General features: G+C 63.6%; 4 protein-coding genes. All 4 read left to right on the top strand.

Translation table 11 applies throughout. The features are described from left to right. Window positions 1–3 precede the first annotated feature (3 nt). From BN2475_RS09070 to BN2475_RS09055, 4 genes are read left to right on the top strand one after another with little or no spacing between them, the layout of a single operon-like run. Window positions 4–7,212: a non-ribosomal peptide synthetase gene (locus tag BN2475_RS09070; protein WP_094779203.1), complete on the top strand. Its 7,209-nt coding sequence runs from the start codon at window positions 4–6 to the stop codon at window positions 7,210–7,212. Next, window positions 7,209–13,325, top strand: a complete 6,117-nt coding sequence (locus tag BN2475_RS09065; protein ID WP_094779202.1) for a non-ribosomal peptide synthetase — start codon at window positions 7,209–7,211, stop codon at window positions 13,323–13,325. The genes BN2475_RS09070 and BN2475_RS09065 overlap by 4 nt, the downstream gene beginning before the upstream one ends. Next, window positions 13,322–16,531: a non-ribosomal peptide synthetase gene (locus BN2475_RS09060; RefSeq protein ID WP_094779201.1), complete on the top strand. Its 3,210-nt coding sequence runs from the start codon at window positions 13,322–13,324 to the stop codon at window positions 16,529–16,531. Before BN2475_RS09065 ends, BN2475_RS09060 begins: the two co-directional genes overlap by 4 nt. Then, window positions 16,528–19,584, top strand: coding sequence for a type I polyketide synthase (locus tag BN2475_RS09055; protein WP_094779200.1), 3,057 nt, complete (start codon window positions 16,528–16,530; stop codon window positions 19,582–19,584). Before BN2475_RS09060 ends, BN2475_RS09055 begins: the two co-directional genes overlap by 4 nt. The last annotated feature ends 35 nt before the right edge of the window (window positions 19,585–19,619 follow it).

The raw sequence follows: 19,619 nt of genomic DNA, 5'->3' as shown, positions 1-19,619 counted from the left end.
GGTATGTCCTCTCCGCCGCCTCTCCCAGCCGTCCCTGTCTCACCCCAGCGTCTCGCCCAATTGGTGCGCCGTGCTGCAGCCGCACGGACGGCCGGGCCGGCGCCGGAAAGCTCCAGCACCATCGGCGTGTCACAGGCGGTATCTTTCGCTCAGCAACGCCTATGGTTTCTCGAACGCCTGCACGGGCAGGCAAGCGCCTATACGGTGCCGCTGGCCTTGCATATCGAAGGACCGCTCGATACCCGGCGTCTCGAGCAGGAGTTACGCGCGATCGTGCAACGCCATTCCGCGCTCCGGACCACCTTTCCCGAACTGGACGGCCAGCCGGTACAAGTGATCCATGACGAGGTACGCCTGCCATTTGACGTCAGCACACTGCCGGCCGATTCGGGCAGCGACGCGATCGATCACTGGCTTCGCGAGCAGGCGGCGCTGCCGTTCGATCTGATCGAAGGACCGTTGATTCGCGCGAAGCTGTTGCGGTTGGATGTTGACAGTCATGTGCTTGCAGTAACCATGCACCATATCGTCGCCGATGGCTGGTCGCTCGGCATATTCGTTCGTGACCTTGCCGCGCTGTACGAAGGACGGGCGCTTTCGGAGCCGGACTTGCACTATGCCGACTTCGCTCGCTGGCAACGCCAATGGCTGCGCGACGAGACGTTGCACCGCCTCGTGCGGCACTGGCGCAACGCGCTGTCGGGCGAACTGGAGGCACTAGCTTTGCCGACGGACCGGCCGCGGCCGCTGGTGCCGAGCTTCCGTGGACGCCAACATCGCGAGATCGTATCGCCCGTGCTTGCTGAACGGCTACACCGCTTCTGCCATAGAGGCGCAGCCGGCGAACAGGTGACGCCGTTCATGGTGCTGCTGACCGTGTATCACACAGTGCTCGCCCGTTATAGCGGTCAGCGTCGAATCGTGATCGGTTGCCCGGTCGCCAACCGGCAGCGACGTGAAGTCGAATCGCTGATCGGTTTCTTTGTCAACACGCTGCCGATTCTGATCGAGGCCGATGCCGATCGAAGTCTGCGCCAAACCCTTCGCGATGTGTATGATCGAGTTCTGGCCGCCTTTGACCACCAGGATCTTCCGTTCGAACAACTGGTCGAACATCTTCACCCTGAGCGCAGCCTGGACCGCAACCCAGTGTTTCAGGCCGCGTTCGTCATGCAAAATATGGCACTGCCGGCACTTGACTTCGGCGGCCTGAAACTGACGCCGGTACTCGTCGACACCGGCACAGCCAAGTTCGATCTGATGCTGGAGGTCGTGGAACTCGGAGGTGAGCTGATACTCACCTTTGAATATGCCACCGATCTATTCGACTCCTCGACTATCGAGCGCTTTGCCGCTCAAGTCTTGGGTCTGCTCGAAGCCGGACTAGAGCAGCCCGAAGCGCCGCTTTGCAGCCTCGCTCTCTTGACCGAGGTCGAACGCGCCGACCTGGAGCGCTGGAACCGCACTGAAGTGGTCTGGCCGGAATCGGATAGCAATCTCGTTACGCTGATCGAACGGCGTGCAGCGGAGGCACCAGACGCGGTGGCAGTGTTCGACGAAACCGACAGTCTGACCCGCGGTGCCCTCAATCGCCGCGCCAATGCACTGGCGTATCGCCTGATCGCCGAAGGCATCGGACCGGAAAGCATCGTCGGCGTATGCGTCACCCGGAACCTGGATCTTGTGGTTGCCCTAATCGCGACGATGAAAGCGGGGGGCGCCTTCCTGCCACTCGACCCTAACCTGCCCCCCGATCGCCTCGCCTTCATGATCGGGCAGAGCAACGCCCGACTGGTTCTAACCCAGCAGCGCTGGGCTCGCGTCGTGCCGGAAGGGGTAAATACATTGTTTGTCGACGCCGCCGACGCTGACGCTCCGGCTGAGGCCCCCGAAAATCCCGGCGTGACAATCCGATCCGGGATGGCCGCCTACGTTTTCTTTACCAGCGGCTCGACGGGGCACCCGAAGGGCGTGATCAATACTCATGGTGCTCTGCTGAACCGCATTCTCTGGATGCAGCAGGCTTACAGTCTGGGGCCCGACGATAGCGTCCTGCAGAAGACTCCGGTCACATTCGATGTTTCGGTGTGGGAATTGATCTGGCCGCTAATTGCCAATGCCAGCCTCGTCCTGGCGCGGCCCGATGCCCATACCGATAGCGCTCTTCTCGCGGCGACGATCCGCGACCATTCGATTTCGGTCGTGCATTTCGTTCCTTCGCTGCTCGGTTTGTTTCTGCGCGAAACGACAGGGTTGGCGCTGCCGAGCTTGCGGCTGATCGTGGCGAGCGGTGAGCCGATGACGGCCGAACTGCGCGATGCCTGCTGTAAACGCTTTCCCCACGCCCGGCTGGAAAATCTTTACGGCCCAACCGAGGCCGCCATCGATGTGACTCAAAAGGCGTGCAGATACGCCGATGAACCCGTAGTTTCCATTGGACGGCCGATCGCCAACGTCCGTGTGTTTATCCTCGACGCACATCTGCGTCCGGTCCCGGTCGGTGCAATCGGAGAGCTGTTCATCGGGGGCATCAGCCTCGCGCGCGGCTATATCGGTCGTCCCGGACTGACGGCAGCGCGTTTTGTACCCGACCCGTTCTTCTCGCGCGGAGGCGAGCGCCTCTATGGCACCGGTGACCTTGCCCGCTTCACCGACGACGGCGAACTCCAGTTTCTGGGCCGCTGCGACGATCAGGTGAAACTGCGCGGCGTACGTATCGAGCCGGCGGAGATCGAGGCTCAGCTCTGCAATTTTCCGGGCGTGCTTGAAGCGGTAGTGGGAGTGTGCGATGGCCACATGGCCGCGACGATTTCCATGAAAGACGGCGCGTCGCTCGATAAGGCTGCCCTCCTCGCCTTCCTCGCGCGCTTTCTGCCCCAGACAATGATTCCAGCCACGATCCGGGTGCTGGACGCGCTTCCGCGCTCGGCCAGCGGCAAGCTCGACCGCTCAAGCGCGCTGCTTCGCGGTACCGCGCCGGCAGCGGGACAGCACGTGCCGGTGTGGTCGGTCACTGAAGCGCGACTGCTGAGGCTGTGGCAGGAGTTACTGGAGAAAACCGGACTCGGTGCCGAAGATGACTTCTTCGACCTCGGGGGGCACTCGCTACTGTTGATCAGGCTGGCTAGCCGAATTCGCGAGGCATTCGGCATCGCCGTCGCGCTGCGCGACCTGTTTCAGGCGCGCACTATTGCGATGCAGGCAGCACTCGTCGATAAGCTTGTCCGTGCCGAAACGTCCAGTGCAGCCAGTTCGGTCGAGCGGCAGGAAAATGCGTCGCGGGCCGAAGTAGGCGCCCCGGCGGTGATCGTGCCTGATCTGGCCAAGCGTGATCGCCCTTTCCCGCTCAACTCGGTGCAGCAGGCCTATTGGGTTGGCAGACGCAGCGATTTCGAACTAGGCAGCGTCGCAGCGCATCTCTATGCGGAAATCGATTGCACGGACCTGAGCCACGCCGCCATTCAACAGGCGTTCAACCAGCTGGTCGAACGCCATGACATGCTGCGCTGTATCGTGTCGGCCGATGGGGAGCAAAGCATACTGGCCGAGGTTCCGGCCTACACGATCCCCTGCATCGATCTGCGGCAGGCCCCGGCCGAGACAATCGACGCGGCGCGCACGGCATGGCGCAATCTGCTGTCACACCAGATTCTGCCGGCAGACCGTTGGCCGCTATTCGATTTGCGGGCAGTCCTGCTGCCCGCTAACACGATCCGTCTGCATGTCAGCTTCGACCTGCTGGTAGGCGATGCGCTGAGCTGGATCAGCTTCTGCAGCGAGTTGGGACGCCTTGCACGTCGTCCTGAGACCGTATTGCCGCCACTGACCCTGTCGTTTCGCGACTACCTGCTGGCCGAAGAAAAATTGCATCAGAGTGCGAATTACATCGTGGCCCAGCAATACTGGGCCCAACGCATCGACACGCTACCGCCGGCGCCTGACTTGCCGCAACGCCGCGAGATGGAGCGTGCCGGTCATCCCCATGCCTTTGTTCGTCGCAGCGGCCGTCTGGGGCAGGCTCGATGGGAGACGCTCAAACGACAGGCAACCGCAACTGGACTTACACCCTCGGTACTGCTGATGGCGGCATTTTCCGAGGTGCTTGGCTGCTGGACGGGGAAGCCGCATTTCACCCTGAATGTCACTCTGTTCAACCGGCAACCCCTTCATCCCGAGGTCAACGCCATCATTGGCGACTTTACGTCGCTCACACTGCTGGAAATCGATTTACGTTCCGGGACTCGCTTCGTGGATCGGGCGCTTGCCGTCCAGAATCGCCTGCTCGACGACCTAGACCATCGTCAGTACGGCGGCGTAGCGGTACTGCGCGACCTGGCACGCCGGCACGGCGGCGCGGCCCGCGCCATCATGCCCGTGGTCTTCAGCAGCATCCTGCCGCAATCTGGACGTGGACAGGACACCTCGATCCTGCGCGAACTTGGGGCCCTAGCCTACGGTATTACCCAGACACCGCAGATTTATTGCGACCATCAGGTCTACGAGGAAGATGGTGCGTTGTGCTTCAATTGGGATATCGTCGAGCAGCTGTTTCCGCAGGGCCTGTGGGACGACATGTTCTCCGCCTATTGTACGCTGCTCGAGCGTCTCGCAGAGGATCCGGCAGCATGGACTGCCGAGGCGCCCGTCGATCTGCCGCAGTGGCAGCGCCGCCTTCAGGACGAGGCTGATGCCACCACTCGCCATTTTTCCGATGCCGGGTGCTCGCTCGTCGATCTGGTAGCGCGTCAAACACAGATGCGCGCCAACGCTTACGCCGTGCTGGCACCCGAACAATGCCTCACTTACGGCGAGCTCAACAACGCAGCGGACGACGTCGCCAGGTGGCTTCTGAAGGCGGGCGCGGCGCCCGGCATGCTGGTGGCCATCGTTATGCAAAAAGGCTGGGAGCAGGTGGTGGCTGCCCTGGGTATTCTCAAGGCGGGTGCGGCATATCTGCCTGTCGATGCCGACTCGCCCCCTCACCGCGTGAAAGAACTGCTTGCCTGCGGCGAGGCCACGCTCGTGCTGACGCAGTCGTGGATCGACGCGCGCATCGACTGGCCAGGCGAGATAAAACGCCTGCGCGTCGATGACGAGCTGGCCGGGCAGGAAGACTTGCCGCCACTGTCGACCCGGCCAGACCCCGACAGTCTTGCCTACGTCATATTCACTTCAGGATCGACCGGTATCCCGAAAGGCGTGGCCGTGACGCATCGTGCGGTAGTCAACACCCTGCTTGACCTCAACACGCGTAATGGTGTGTGGGCGGGCGACCGCATATTCGGTCTGTCGTCGCTCAGCTTCGACCTCTCTGTGTACGATATGTTTGGGGCCTTCGCCGCAGGTGCGACCCTGGTCCTGCCTGAGGCCTGTGGCGGAAGAGATCCCAGCCACTGGCTGGCCCGCATGCAGGCCACCGAGGTCAGCATGTGGAATTCGGCGCCAGCCATGCTGGATCTCCTAGTCGACTATCTGGAGAGCACGCAGCAGGGACTGCCGCCATCGCTGCGACTGGCGATGTTGAGCGGGGACTGGATCCCTGTCGGTCTCCCTGATCGCGTACGCGCGCGCTGCACCACGCCTGGCCTGCGCATCGACAGTCTGGGTGGCGCCACGGAGGCATCGATCTGGTCGATCGCCTACCCGATTTCGACGGTGAACCCGGCCTGGCCCAGCATTCCCTATGGCAAGGCGCTGGCCAACCAGCGCCTGCTGGTGCTTGATGAACGCCTTCGGCCGCGGCCGGTCTGGGCAGTCGGCGCCCTATATATCGCGGGTAAAGGGTTGGCAAGCGGCTACTGGCGCAACGAAATCGAAACAGCGAAACAGTTCATCCGCCATCCCGAGACGGGTGAGCGACTTTACGCGACTGGCGATATCGGGCGATGGTTGCCCGACGGCAACATCGAGTTCCTGGGGCGCACTGACGATCAGATCAAGATCCACGGATTTCGCGTCGAACTGGGCGAGATCGAGGCAGTGCTCCGGCAGTATCCAGGTCTGTGTGACGCGATTGTGGTTGCGACCAGGGCGGCCGGTCGCCGTGAGCTTGTGGCTGCTGTCGTCCTGACCGGTGGAAGCACCTCCGGTCCGGACGAACTGCGAGGTTTTCTGCGCCAAAGGCTGCCTGACTACATGGTGCCCAGCACGGTGCATGTCCTCGAATCGCTGCCGCTCACTGCCAACGGCAAAGTCGACCGGAAGACCTTGGCCGAACGGCTAGCGCCGTCGCCGGCAATCCTTGCCGGGCCTGCGCCGACTCCGGGCGCCAACCATCCGGTGGCCCGCATTGCGGCGCGCGCCGCTGAGATTCTGAGCCTGCCGGCCATCGCACCCGATTCCAACCTGCTCGAACTGGGAGCATCGTCGGTCGATATTGTCCGGCTTGCCAATGCTTTGGAGCGGGAGTTTTCCGTCCGGCTGACCTTCGAAACCTTTTACCGCGATCCGACCGTCGCAGCGCTAGCAGAGGCGTGCGGTAAGGCGCTTGCCCACCACGATCCAGCCCCCGCGTCGGCGATCGGCATGGTTCCGGATCCTGCTGCTCGCGAAACATTCAAGGCCGCCGGTCATGGCCGTCTAAGGCTCGCTGATGCTTGCCCGCGCACGGCTCTCGCGCGTCTGCCCAGCGAAGTCGCGCATGCTCTCGCCCGGCGCCGGAGTATCCGCCGCTTCAACACCGAGCCGCTGCAAGCAGCAGCGCTGGTGCGTCTGCTTGCCTGCCTCACGCGGTCGCCAGAAACCGAGCGCTACTACCATCCCTCCGCGGGCGGCCTCTATCCATTGCGCGGCTACCTGCAAATACGCGCCAGGCGTGTCGCTGGACTGAAGGCGGGCCTTTACTATCTCGATCCGTGGGAACACGAACTGGTGCTGCTGCCGCAGCAGGTCGAGTTGCCTGCCACGATTCACGATCCGTTCGTCAACCGCCCGATTTTCAACGCGTCAGCGTTCTCGTTCTACCTCGTCGCTCATCTGGCGGCCATCGAACCGCTTTACGGCGGCGAGGCATTGTCGCTATGCCTAGTGGAGGCCGGTTATATCGGCCAGTTGCTGATGACGCAAGCACCGGCCTGCGGCATTGGCCTATGCCCGATTGGCCATCTCGACACCGCGGCCGTCCGTACGGCCCTCAATCTCGATAGCAGCGATATGCTCGTCCACAGCCTCTTGGGCGGCGCGCTGCCGGATGAGAAGGATGTCCGTCGATGAACGCTCAGATCCAATTGCGCGACACACCGCAAGCCACGCTGTCGCCGGCCCAGGGCCGCATGTGGTTCCTTCAATGTCTGGCGCCGCATAGCCCGTTCTACAATATTCCGGCAGCTCTGCGCCTTGTCGGTGTGCTCGATCTTGCCGCACTCGGTCGTGCATTAAACGAAGTAATCGCAACCCAGGAGGCACTGCGCACTTCGTTTGCTGCCATCGACGGACGTCCAGTGCCCAAGGTCGAACGTCATCTGAACGTCGAACTGCCGGTAATTGATTTGACCGGACAGCCAGTAGCCGACCGGGAAGCGCAACTATCCCAGCGCCTTCACGCCGAGGCCCATCGTATATTCGACATGTCCCAAGCTCCGTTGCTACGGGCCCAATTGTTGAGGCTAGGCGCCCGTAACCACGTCCTGCAATTGACAACGCATCACCTCGTGGTCGACGGCTGGTCTGTCGGTATCCTGATACGCCAGCTCTTCGCGGCTTACCGGCATCACAGTTCCAACCGCCCAGGGGCGGCCCTGCCGGTGGCGGCCCCGTATTCGTCCTTCGCCCGTGCGCAGCAGCAATGGCTGGCTGATAACAAGACTGTCGACAGCCAGATCGACTACTGGCGTCAGACCTTGAACGGCGCTCCCAGCGTCCTGCGTCTGCCTTTGGATCGCGCCCGGCCGCGAGTGCCGCGCTTTGCAGGCCGCACCTTGACCTTCCTGTTACCCGAAACTTTGTCGCAACGTGTGACGCACCTTGCCCAAGGCGCGGGCGTCACGCTATTCGTCACTTTGCTGGCTGCCTTCAAGCTATTGCTGGCACGCCTTTCGGGGCAAAGCGAACTCGTCGTGGCCACGGCCGCTTCCAACCGGAACCGGCCGGATTTCGAGGCGGTGATCGGCTGCTTCGCAAACACCCTGGCACTGCGCACGCGCATCGACGCCACCGCTGCTTTCGTCGACCTGATGGCGGCCGTCCAGCATACGGTTACGACGGCACTCGATCATCAGGATCTGCCGTTCGAACATGTTTTACGTGCATTGAAACTGCACCACGACCAGACTTCGGTACCCTTCGTGCAGGCGATGTTCCTCTTCGAGCCGGCAAGCCCTCAGCGCTGGGACCTTCCGCGACTGACCGCCTCGACGGTCGACCTGTTTTGTGACACTGCCAGATTCGACCTCGGCCTTTACATGGTGGAGACAGAGAAGGGGTTGAAGGGCATTCTCGAATACTCGAGCGACCTGTTTGACGCTGCGACCATCGACCGTTTCATCGATCGTTTTCAGCGCACGCTCGAAGACGTCGTCGCCAGACCAGATGTGCCTCTCCGTCATTTGACGTGGGAACTGTCCCGCATCGTCGCGACACCGGCCGAGCAGGAGGCGCCGCTCAGTAGCCTGCCTGCCCTCGTCCTCGCACAGGCTGCACGCACACCCGACGCGCCGGCCCTGGCGTGGGAGGGCGGCAGTTGCAGCTATCGCCAGCTCGCTGCCCGCGTTCGCGGCATGGCAGCAGGGCTGGAGAAATGCGGCATCGGCCCCGGCGACCGGGTCGCGCTCGTCCTGCGACGCTCACCCTCGATGGTTGCGGCCCTGCTGGCGATAATGCTCACCGGAGCGGCATACGTACCGCTCGACTGGCGTGCCCCGAAAGAGCGGCAGCGCCAGCTGGCAGAGGCAGCCGGCGCGCGCATGGTGTTGACGGACCAGCATCCGGTATTGACCTCAGCGGCAGCCGTTACACCAACCGGCACACTAATGTCTCCGGATTTATGCGGGAGCCCGGACGATGCTGGCGGGCTGGCTTACGTAATCTATACATCGGGTTCTACCGGCGAACCCAACGGCGTCATGGTCAGTCACGCGAGCGTGGTCAACCTCGCATGGGCCCTCAAGGAACGAGTCTACGGCGGGCTGGGATCCGGTCCGCTGCGGGTCGGCCTCAACGGCCCGCTCAGCTTCGATACCTCTGTGAAACAACTAGTGCAGCTCGCGTTCGGGCATTGCCTCGTCCTTCTCCCCGAGTCGCAGCAAGGATTTGATCCCGCAGCGCTGCGCAACGCGCTGGAGGTCGAGCGGGTCGACGTGTTCGACAGCACGCCCTCGCAAATGGCCGCGCTGCTAGCCGCGGGAGTCGGCCGAAGCGCTACAGGCTGGCCACGGCGCGTGCTGCTGGGCGGCGAGGCAGTACCGATCGCACTGTGGCGCGCACTGGCGGATTGCCCGACGCTTAGTGCGGTCAACCTCTATGGACCGACTGAGTGCACGGTGGACGCGACCGCTGCCGCCGTGACGGGTGAGGAGCCCCATATCGGCACCCCCCTGCCGGGAGTGACGATCGTGCTGCTGGATGATCATCTGCAACCGGTCGCGGACGGTATGGTCGGGGAGATCGGAATTTCCGGGCGTGGCGTGGCACAAGGATATCTGGGCGCACCGCGGCTGACGGCCGAGCGCTTTATCCCCGATCTCTGGAGCGGTGCGCCTGGGGCACGCCTCTATCGCACAGGCGACCTCGGACGGTGGCGGCCTGACGGCACCATAGAGTATCTCGGCCGGCGCGACATGCAGTTCAAGCGGCAAGGCGTGCGTATTGAGCCGGCCGAAATCGAACAGATGCTGTGCCGTCTCGACGGTGTAGCAGCGGCGCTCGTCTGGGAGCCACAGGAACAGGGCGGAGTTCGCCAACTGGTTGCCGCGGTGGTACCGACTCGCGAGCACGCTGCAGTCGTCGACGGGGTGCGGCGCCAGGCCTTGCCCAACGGGTTGGCAGTGGCTGGGCTCAACCGCAACGAGACGGAGTTTCTCTACGAAGAGATCTTCGTCACCAACGCCTACTTCCGCCACGGCATTCACATTGCCGACGGCGCCCAGGTGCTCGATGTCGGCGCCAATATTGGTTTGTTCGGTCTGGCGTCCTGCGCCATGGCGACCGGTGTGAGAGTCCATTGCGTCGAGCCGAATCCTTTCGTCCTCCCCCTACTGAAGACCAACATTGCGCTCTACGCGCCCAACGCGCGTATATGGCCGGTCGCCGCCGGCGAGCGGGAGGGCACGCAGCCCTTCACCTTCTATCCCCATCTCTCCTTCCTGTCGGGCTTGCACGGCGAGCCGGAGCGGGAAAAGGCACTGGTTCGTTCCTATCTCGAGCACCACCAGGCAGACGATCTTCAGGCGATGCTCGCCGGCGGCGCCACTGCGCTCGATAGCCTGCTCGACCATGAGTTGGCGGCACACCAGTTTTCGGTGCCGGTGCAAACCCTGTCCCAGATATTTGCTGAGGCCGGTCTCGATCGCATCGATCTGCTGAAGATCAATGTAGAGAAAAGCGAGGAAAACGTCCTGGCCGGCATCATCGCTGAACACTGGCAGCGGATTCGTCAGGTGGTAATGGAGGTGCACGACGAGGAGGGGCGGCTGGAACGCATTCTGTCCTTGCTGCAGGCAAATGGCTTCCAGGTCTCGGCCGAAGCGGATTGGTCGGTTGCAGGGCGCGAGGGCATCCACTATCTCTATGCCCGGCGACCTGATGTTGCACCGGCGGCCAGCGCCAGTCCAATGCCCCCCCGCGAAATGCATACCAGGCGCGTGCTAACAGCGCGCGAGGTCCTGGAGCATGCCGCAGCCACGTTGCCCGCGGCCTTCGTTCCCAACCGCATCATGCTGGTCGATCATCTGCCGATCACGGCAAACGGTAAGCTCGATCGCGCCGCGAGTGTTCCCGAAGCGCCATGGGACGACAGCGCACAGCGCCCGTTTGTTCCATGCGCCGACGGGCTGGAGAGCCGCATTGCCCAGCTATGGCAACAGGTCCTTCCAGGCCGGCCCAAGGTCGGACGGTTCGACAGCTTCTTCGATCTGGGAGGCAACTCCTTGCTGCTGGCCCACGTGCATAGCCGTCTGCACGAGATAGTTGCACACGACGTGACCCTGACCGAAATGTTCGAATTCGGTACGCCATCGGCCCTGGCCGGTCGGCTGGGTGACGCGATGCGCATAGCCGGTCCCACTGTCCAGTCAACCACACCCGATCAAGCGAGTTGCCCGCGCGCGCTGGGCGCCATTGCCATCGTCGGCATGGCCGGGCGCTTTCCCGGCGCCGACAGCGTTACCGCCTTGTGGCAGAACCTGTGTCAGGGCAACACCGCGATCAGCCGATTTTCCTCCGCCGAGTTGTACGCTGCCGGCGTACCCGAATCGTCGTTAGCCGATTCGGAGTACGTGCCAACTGGCGGAGTGCTCACGGATATTGGGCAATTCGATACCGGTTTCTTCGGCATAGCACCCAGCGACGCGGCCATCCTCGATCCTCAGCAGCGACTGTTCATGACCACGGTCTGGCAGGCACTGGAGGATGCCGGTTGTGCGGCTCTGCGTCGGATAGGCCTGTTTGCCGGGACGAGTGTGAGCACCTACCTGTTGAACAATATCTGGCGCGATCCGGCACTGCTCGAGCAATTCGGTGCGCACCGGCTGCTCGTCGCGAACGACAAGGACCACTTCGTCACCCAGACCTCATATCGGCTTGGCTTTAGTGGGCCCAGCGTCGCTGTCCAGACAGCCTGTTCGTCCTCTCTGGTTGCCGTGCATCTGGCTTGCCGGAGCCTTCTTGCCGGCGAATGTGATGCCGCTGTGGCGGGCGGAGCGTCCATCCGGGTGCCGCAGCGGGCTGGCTATCGCTTCCAAGAAGGCGGCATTGGCTCTCGCGACGGCCGCTGCGCTCCGTTCGACGCCTCGGCCAGCGGCACCGTCGGGGGCAACGGTGTCGCCGCCGTCGTTCTAAAGCGGCTGGCCGACGCGCAAGCCGCGGGCGACAGGATCATTGCCGTGATCAGCGGCAGCGCCATCAACAATGATGGAGATAGCAAAATTGGCTACACCGCCCCCAGCGTAGAAGGTCAGAGCGAGGTCATCGGCATGGCGATGGCTGCCGCTGGCGTTGATGCCGACAGCATCAGCTATGTCGAGGCTCATGGCACCGGCACTGCTCTGGGTGACCCGATCGAGATCGCAGCGCTGGCCCGCGCCTTCAGTCTCCGGCCCGGCGACGGCAGTGCTGCCGGTTGCTCCATTGGCTCGATCAAAGCCACCATCGGACATCTCGACGTTGCGGCCGGCGTTGCCGGACTGGTCAAAGCTGCACTCATGGTGCAGCACGGCCTTCTGGTGCCCAGCGCCAATTTCGCTACCCCGAGTCCTGCGATCGATTTCGCGAAGACTCCATTCCGGGTCGTGACAGATACGCGTCCCTGGACTACACCAGCAGGAAAGCCACGCCGTGCCGGTGTCAGCTCATTCGGCATCGGCGGCACAAATGCTCACGTCCTTCTTGAGCAGGCTGAGACAACGGATACTCCCCCAAGCCCGATACAGGACGAACTGCTGGTATGGTCGGCACATGACGCGAGCGCACTCGACATTCTCACCTGTCGCTTGGCCGATGCGCTGGATACAGGCCCCCGGCTCGCCGATTTCGCCTACAGCCTGCAGACGGGCCGCCGTGCTTTCGCCCATCGCTGCACACTCATCGCTCGCGATGCCACAAGCGCGGCGGCGGCTATGAGGCAGGGCCGGTTCGAGAGCGCCGTGGCCACGTCCCCGCCGCCGCCGGCCGAGCCCGCCGGGTCACTCCAGATCGGGGAAGATGCGCAAGCACGCAGGCGCGCGCTCCAGGCGCTCGCAGCCCACTGGCGAGCCGGAGGCAAAATCGATTGGCAAGCCCTATACGCCGCGCGAACAGCACGCCGCATTCCCTTGCCGCTGTATCCGCTCGCCGGCGGCCATTACTGGATCGGCAGCGATGAGGCGGCCGCCGCGCCTTGCCCTGCCCCAGCATTGACCGTTCCCACGCCAGCAGACGACGATCCGGTGGTGGCGAAGCTGACGGCGATCTGGTGCCAGGCGCTCGGTGTGCCCACGATCGGTACGCACGATGATTTCTTCGACCTCGGCGGCCATTCGCTGATGGCGCTCGATATCCTCGACGCCATTCGCGCGCACTGGCCTTTGGAGCTTCCGCTGCGAGCCGTGTTCGAAGCCACGACCATCGACAGGCTGGCCCGGTTGATCCGCGAGGCACAGGCCGACCCAACGCCTTCTGCAGGAATCGCACAATGACCGGACCAGGGCCACTCTCATTTGCGCAACAGCGCCTGTGGTTTCTCGATCGACTGGCCTCGGGCAGCTCCGCCTGGCACATTCCAGCCGCCGTGCTTTTGCATGGCCCGCTGGACGTGGACGCGCTCGACCGGGCGTTAGTCGAAATCCTGCGACGTCATGCGGCGTGGCGGACCTGCTTTCCGGTCGTGAATGGAAAGCCGGTCCAGCACATCCTCCCGCTTCCGGTTTCGGCGCTGCATCCCCGGGCAAGCGACGCCAACACGCTCGACCAGGATCTGATTGATGAGATCGAGCGACCGTTCGATCTCGCGACGGGATTGCCGGTACGCCTCTCGTTGTTCGAACTGGGACATGAGAAAGCCGCGCTTTGCCTAGTCGCGCATCATATCGTTGCCGACGGCTGGTCGCTCGCGTTGTTCTGGCGTGAACTGGCCGCGCTCTACGGCGCCTTTCGGCATGGCATGGCCTCACCACTGCCTGATTCGCCGTTGGCCTATTCCGACCTTGTGCAACGCGAAGTCCAACATCTGACCAGCGACCGTCTGCGCGACCTGACCGCCTGGTGGCGCAATTATCTGGGCGAAAATCCTCGTGGGACGGCCCTGTCTCCCGATTTCGACGTGTCCGCCAGCCCCGACCGTAGAGGGGCCCGCTTTACTGGTGCAATCCCCGCGGCTCTGGTGACCGGGCTGCAAGCGCTGGCGCGACAGCAGCGCGCTACCTCGTTCATGGCCGTACTAGCGGTCCTGGCGAGCGTCATGGCCCGGTTGACCGACCAGGAGCAGATTCTGACCGGCACGCCGGTCGCCCAGCGTGGCCAGCCCGATAGCCGCAACACCTTGGGGCTGCTGCTTGATACTGTGATCATCAAGACTGACCTCTCGGGCAATCCAGGCTTTAGCGATCTGCTAGCGCAAGTTCGCGAGGCCAGTCTCGACGCCTTCGACCATCGCGACCTGCCCTTCCAGCAACTGGTTCAGGCGTTGCGGCTTGACCGGTCACCAGCTACACCGCCCCTGAACAGTCTCACATTGGTCTTTCAGAATCAAACTGTGGCCCCACCGACTGAGCTGGCGGAAAATCTTGTCGCCATACCTGTGCCGGTAGCGCCGGCCCGGGTCGCTAACGACCTGACGCTGTATGTCGACCCGAGACCCGAGGAATGGGTGCTTACCTGGGAATATGCCGCGGATCGGTTCGAGGCCGGGACTATTTCCCGGCTGCACGACCATGTCGGCAGGCTCTTCGCGCAACTCGTCAAGGATCCTCTGCGGCCGGTTAACGCGTTGCCGCTGACATCGACCCCGGCCAACCACACGGCAGAACCACCGGCGGAGCCTTTCACTATTGCCGGGCGCCTTCTCGATCTCGTCGCCCGTCAGCCGGACGCACCGGCGCTCATCACCGAAGAGAGCACGATTTCCTATGCCGGGCTTGCAGGGCGGGTATCGGCACTGACCAGCCGGCTTGACGGAATCAGGCCGGAACAGCCAGTGGCCGTGTTGATGCAGCGATCCGCCCACCGCGTGGCAGCACAAGTGGCTGTGATGGCGGCTGGCGGCGCTTATGTACCCCTCGACCCCGACTATCCCGCTGTATGGCTTCACGGTTTGCTCGAAACAACGGATCCGGTCGCGGTAATAACCGATAGCGGCAGCGCCACGAACTGCGAACACTGGCCGGTGATCGACGGTACGGCTGGCGACTGGCCATCGCTTGAGGACTCTCCGATCTGGCGAGGCACGCGACTGCCCGGCGCCGCAGTGGCCTATCATCTGTTCACCTCCGGCTCCACCGGCCGCCCCAAGGCCGTGATGGGCACCTATGAGGGGATCGCCAACCGCTTTGCCTGGATGTGGCGCAATTATCCCTTCGTGTCCGGCGAGGTGGCGTTCCATCATGTATCACCCAGCTTCGTCGATTCGGTCTGGGACCTCTTCGGGCCTCTGCTAGCCGGTGTGCCAGTGGTCATTCCGCCGCCGGGCATCGCCCGCGACCCCGCGCGTTTCCTGGCGCTCTGCCGGGCCTCGTGTGTGAGCCGGTTGACCCTGGTGCCGTCATTGCTCGATGCGTTGCTCGACACGCTTGAGCGAACCGGCTTGTCCTTACCTTCACTGCGTCTTTGCATCACCAGCGGCGAACCATTGCCGCGTCCGCTGGCCCATCGTATGCGCCACCTGCTGCCGCATGTCGTACTACTGAACCTGTACGGGTCCGCTGAAATTGCGGCCGATGTCACCTGCCGCGTAGTGGCAGCGACCGACGATATGGCGCCTGCCGTCCCGAGCGGCATGCCGATTGCCGGCACCGGGATCGTACTATTGAATCGTGACGGCCAGCCAACACCGCTCGGTGCCTGGGGCGAAGTCCACGTCGCCGGCGCCAATCTCGCGCGCGGCTATCTGCGGCAGCCTGCCCAGACTGCGGAACGGTTCTTGCCGTACCCGGGCGGCGCGCCCGGTCAACGCATTTTCCGCACAGGCGACCTCGGCCGCTGGCGCAGCGACGGCGCGCTGGAGCTGGCCGGCAGGCTCGATCACCAGATCAAGATCCGGGGCATACGGGTTGAGCCGGGCCGGCTGGAAGAGGCACTGCGTCAATGTCCCGGTATTGTCGACGCCGTGGTCTTCGCCCGCGCCGATGTACCGGGTGGCTTCGGGCTCGCTGCCTATGTCACCGGCAATTCCAGTCTGAATCTTGCCGATTTGCGTAATGCCCTGGCAGAACGCCTGCCACCCGAACTATTGCCGGCTAGCGTCGTGCGGTTGGATGCGCTTCCGCGCCTCGGCAACGGCAAGGTGAATCGACAGCACCTGCCGCCACCGCAGGCTACGCTGCCGCTGGTTCGTCCAGCGGGCGCTGCGGCCACGGCGACGGAACAGGAAGTGGCGTCACTGTGGGCGGAAGTTCTTGGGGTGGACAGGGCAATGCTCGATCCGGACACCAACGTATTCGACCTAGGCGGCCATTCGTTGCTGATGGTACGGGTTCACGATCTGTTATGCCGGCGTCTGGCGCTCAACATCGATATCGTCGATCTATTCCGCTTTCCAACGATTCGCGGTCTGGCCGATCATCTGGACCGGCACGGACACGCCGTTTCCGTGCCGGTCGCGGACACCGCTGAGTCTGGATATGCCGCACGGCGTCGGCCGGCCGATCTGCGCCGGGCGGCGCGAATAACCGCGAGGGGAGAAGGATGAATCCCGGTTCTGATGGCATCGCAATCATCGGCGCCGCTGGGCGCTTCCCTGGGGCCGCAAGCGTGGTCGAACTGTGGAGCAACCTGCTGACTGGCCGGGTCGCGATCGACGCGCTGAGCGACGCTGAACTCAGCGCGGCCGGCATCGCTGCCGACCTGTACCAACGTCCAGATTATGTCCGGGTCGCGGCCACTGTCGACGGGATCGACCTCTTCGATGCCGGCTACTTCGGTGTATCGGCGCGTGAGGCCGCGCTCATGGATCCGCAGCAACGAATATTCCTGCACTGCGTGGGGCAGGCATTGGACGCTGCCGGCCACGACCCTGCCCGGTTCCCTGGCCTGATCGGCCTCTATGCCGGGTGTAGCCTCAGCTCTTATCTGCTCGCCAATCTCTTGCCGCATCGACGCTGGCTCGAGGAAATCGGCGTCTTCGAGGTGGCGCTAGCCAATGACAAGGACTATCTGACCACCCGTGCGGCCTATCATTTCGATTTGCGCGGCCCATGCGTAGGCGTGCAGACCGCTTGTTCGACTTCCCTGGTGGCAGTCCATCTGGCCTGTCAGGCCCTCCTTGCAGGCGAGTGCGACATGGCGCTCGCCGGGGGCATCACGCTACGCGTGCCCCAGCACGCAGGTTATCTGCATCGCGCCGGCTCGATCCTTTCGGTGGACGGCAGCTGTCGCCCCTTCGATGCCGGTGCGTCGGGCACGGTATTCGGTAACGGTGCCGGCCTCGTCGTGCTGCGCAGACTGGCCGAAGCCCAGGCTGACGGTGACAACATCATGGCGGTGGTCGTCGGATCGGCCGTGTCCAATGAGGGAAGAGCGAAGGCCGGCATGACCGCTCCCGGTATTTCTGGCCAGAAGCGGGTGATCACGGAAGCGATTGCTGTCGCCGGGATAGAACCCGCTGACATCGATTACGTCGAGGCGCATGGTACCGGCACGCTCATCGGCGATCCAATCGAAGTGCAGGCGCTGGCCGAGGTCTTTCGCCAAGGGCGGCCCCGGCCCGCCCCCTGCCTGCTCGGGGCGATCAAGGCCAATCTCGGCCATCTCGACGCAGCCGCCGGTGTGACCGGGCTGATCAAGGCAGCAATGGTGGTACGCACAGGCACTGTGCCGCCACATCCCTGGTACACACAGCCGAATCCCACGCTACAAAATCTGTTGGCCCCGGCACATGGTGCGCCATTTATGGTCAATACCAGCCCTTGGTACGCTGCGGGTCAAGGTATCTGCCATGCGTGCGTCAGCTCATTCGGCATTGGCGGCACCAATGCCCATGTCGTACTGGAAGCGCCACCACCACGAGGCCCACGAGCGGGCGCCCAATCGGTCAAGGTGCTCGCGTGGTCGGCGGCGACGCCCGCCGCACTGGATGCAGTCACTGCCAATCTGGAGGCAGATCTCCTGCGCCATGACGAGGCCGATATCGCCGATATCGCCTTCACTCTCAATACCGGTCGGCGGCAGTTGCAATGGCGGAGCGCGGCTGTCGTACGCGACCGGGACGAGGCGCTAGCCGCGCTACGGGGCGGCCATGCCGGACCGGTACGCGCGGCCTCCCCGGCGGGCATTGCCCTGCTGTTCCCCGGTCAAGGCGCCCAATTTCCGGGCATGGCGATGGGACTTTATCGTGACGAGCCCGCATTCCGCCGGATCTTCGACACCGTGGCCGAGCTGATAACACCGCATCTCGGCGAAGATCCCCGCCAGGCCCTGCTGACCCACGATGGCGGCGAGCGATTGGACAGCACGCGCCTTACGCAGCCGTTGCTGTTCGCGGTGGAATATGCGCTGGGGCGCCTGATTATCGAGCGCACAGGACCGCCAGCCGCACTGCTCGGACATAGCCTGGGAGAGTTTGCCGCCGCCTGTCTGGCCGAGGTCATGACACTGCCAGACGCCGTCAGACTCGTCACCTTGCGTGGCCGCATGATGGCGGCACTGCCAGCCGGAGACATGCTTGCAGTGCCCCTCTCGCTGGCCGCGCTGACCGCGCGCACCGCGTTAGATGTCGCTGCTGTGAACGGCCCGGACCTCTGCGTCCTGTCCGGGACGCCGTCGGCGATCGAGGCATTCGCGACCGCCAACGCCGATCTGGCCTGCTATCGCCTGAAGACGTCCCATGCATTCCACTCGTCGATGATCGACCCGATCCTGGAGAACTTTGGCACCCTCGTCGCCGGGATCCCCTTGAAGCGACCGAACTTACCCGTGATTTCCAGCTTGACTGGAACCTGGCTGGGCGAGGAGGCGCAGACACCGGAGTACTGGGTTCGGCTGACCCGCGACACGGTTCGCTTCGACCTAGCGGTGGAAACACTGGCGAGAACGGGAACCACCACATTGGAGATAGGGCCCGGGTATAGTCTGGGCACGCTGGTTAGCCGCCACCGGGCCTTCGACGCTCGCCCGACAATTTCATGCCTGCCTCGCGGCCAGGAGGACAGCGTAGGCTTCAACACGGCTTTAGCACAGCTTTGGCTAGCGGGTCATTCAATTGAGTGGGGAATGTCCGCGACGGGCCGCCGCCGCCTTGAACTTGCTACCTACCCATTTCAGGGTGAGCGCTGCTGGATCGACGCGTCTACTGCCCCCGTCACCGGTTTCATGCCCCAGCCTGCCGAGCCTGCTATTGCCGCAGATGATCTCAGTGATCCGGCATCGCCAGCGGTTCCGAAGGGCGCGCTTGGGCAGCGTCCAGGCACGCTGCCACCATCGGTCGCCCCACGAAATGACGCCGAACGGCTGGTCGCCGAGGTGTGGGAATCAGTGCTGGGAATCGCCCCGATCGGCATCAGTGACGACTTTCTGGACCTCGGGGGGCATTCGCTGCTTGCAGTACAGGTGGTCTCCCGGCTTCGAGACCGCTTGCCAATCGAACTACCGCTTGAGATGTTTTTCGAAGCGCGGACGGTTGCGATCCTGGCCGAACGCGTAATGGCACTGCTGACAGACAGCATCTACACAATGACCGATGCGCAAGCCGCTGCACTCTACGCCACGCTTGAGACAACGTCGAATGAGGAGCATGACAGGCCGTGACCCGTCCATATAGCCACTCCGCAGACGTCCTTACC

This window comes from Paraburkholderia ribeironis, from assembly GCF_900019265.1.
In the GTDB taxonomy this organism is placed as follows: domain Bacteria; phylum Pseudomonadota; class Gammaproteobacteria; order Burkholderiales; family Burkholderiaceae; genus Paraburkholderia; species Paraburkholderia ribeironis.
This window is presented reverse-complemented; position numbering and strand designations above follow the sequence as displayed.

Coding starts and splice junctions, on each gene's coding strand:
- BN2475_RS09055 (WP_094779200.1), top strand. CDS start 16,528: ATGAATCCCGGTTCTGATGGCATCGCAATCATCGGCGCCGCTGGGCGC.
- BN2475_RS09070 (WP_094779203.1), top strand. CDS start 4: ATGTCCTCTCCGCCGCCTCTCCCAGCCGTCCCTGTCTCACCCCAGCGT.
- BN2475_RS09060 (WP_094779201.1), top strand. CDS start 13,322: ATGACCGGACCAGGGCCACTCTCATTTGCGCAACAGCGCCTGTGGTTT.
- BN2475_RS09065 (WP_094779202.1), top strand. CDS start 7,209: ATGAACGCTCAGATCCAATTGCGCGACACACCGCAAGCCACGCTGTCG.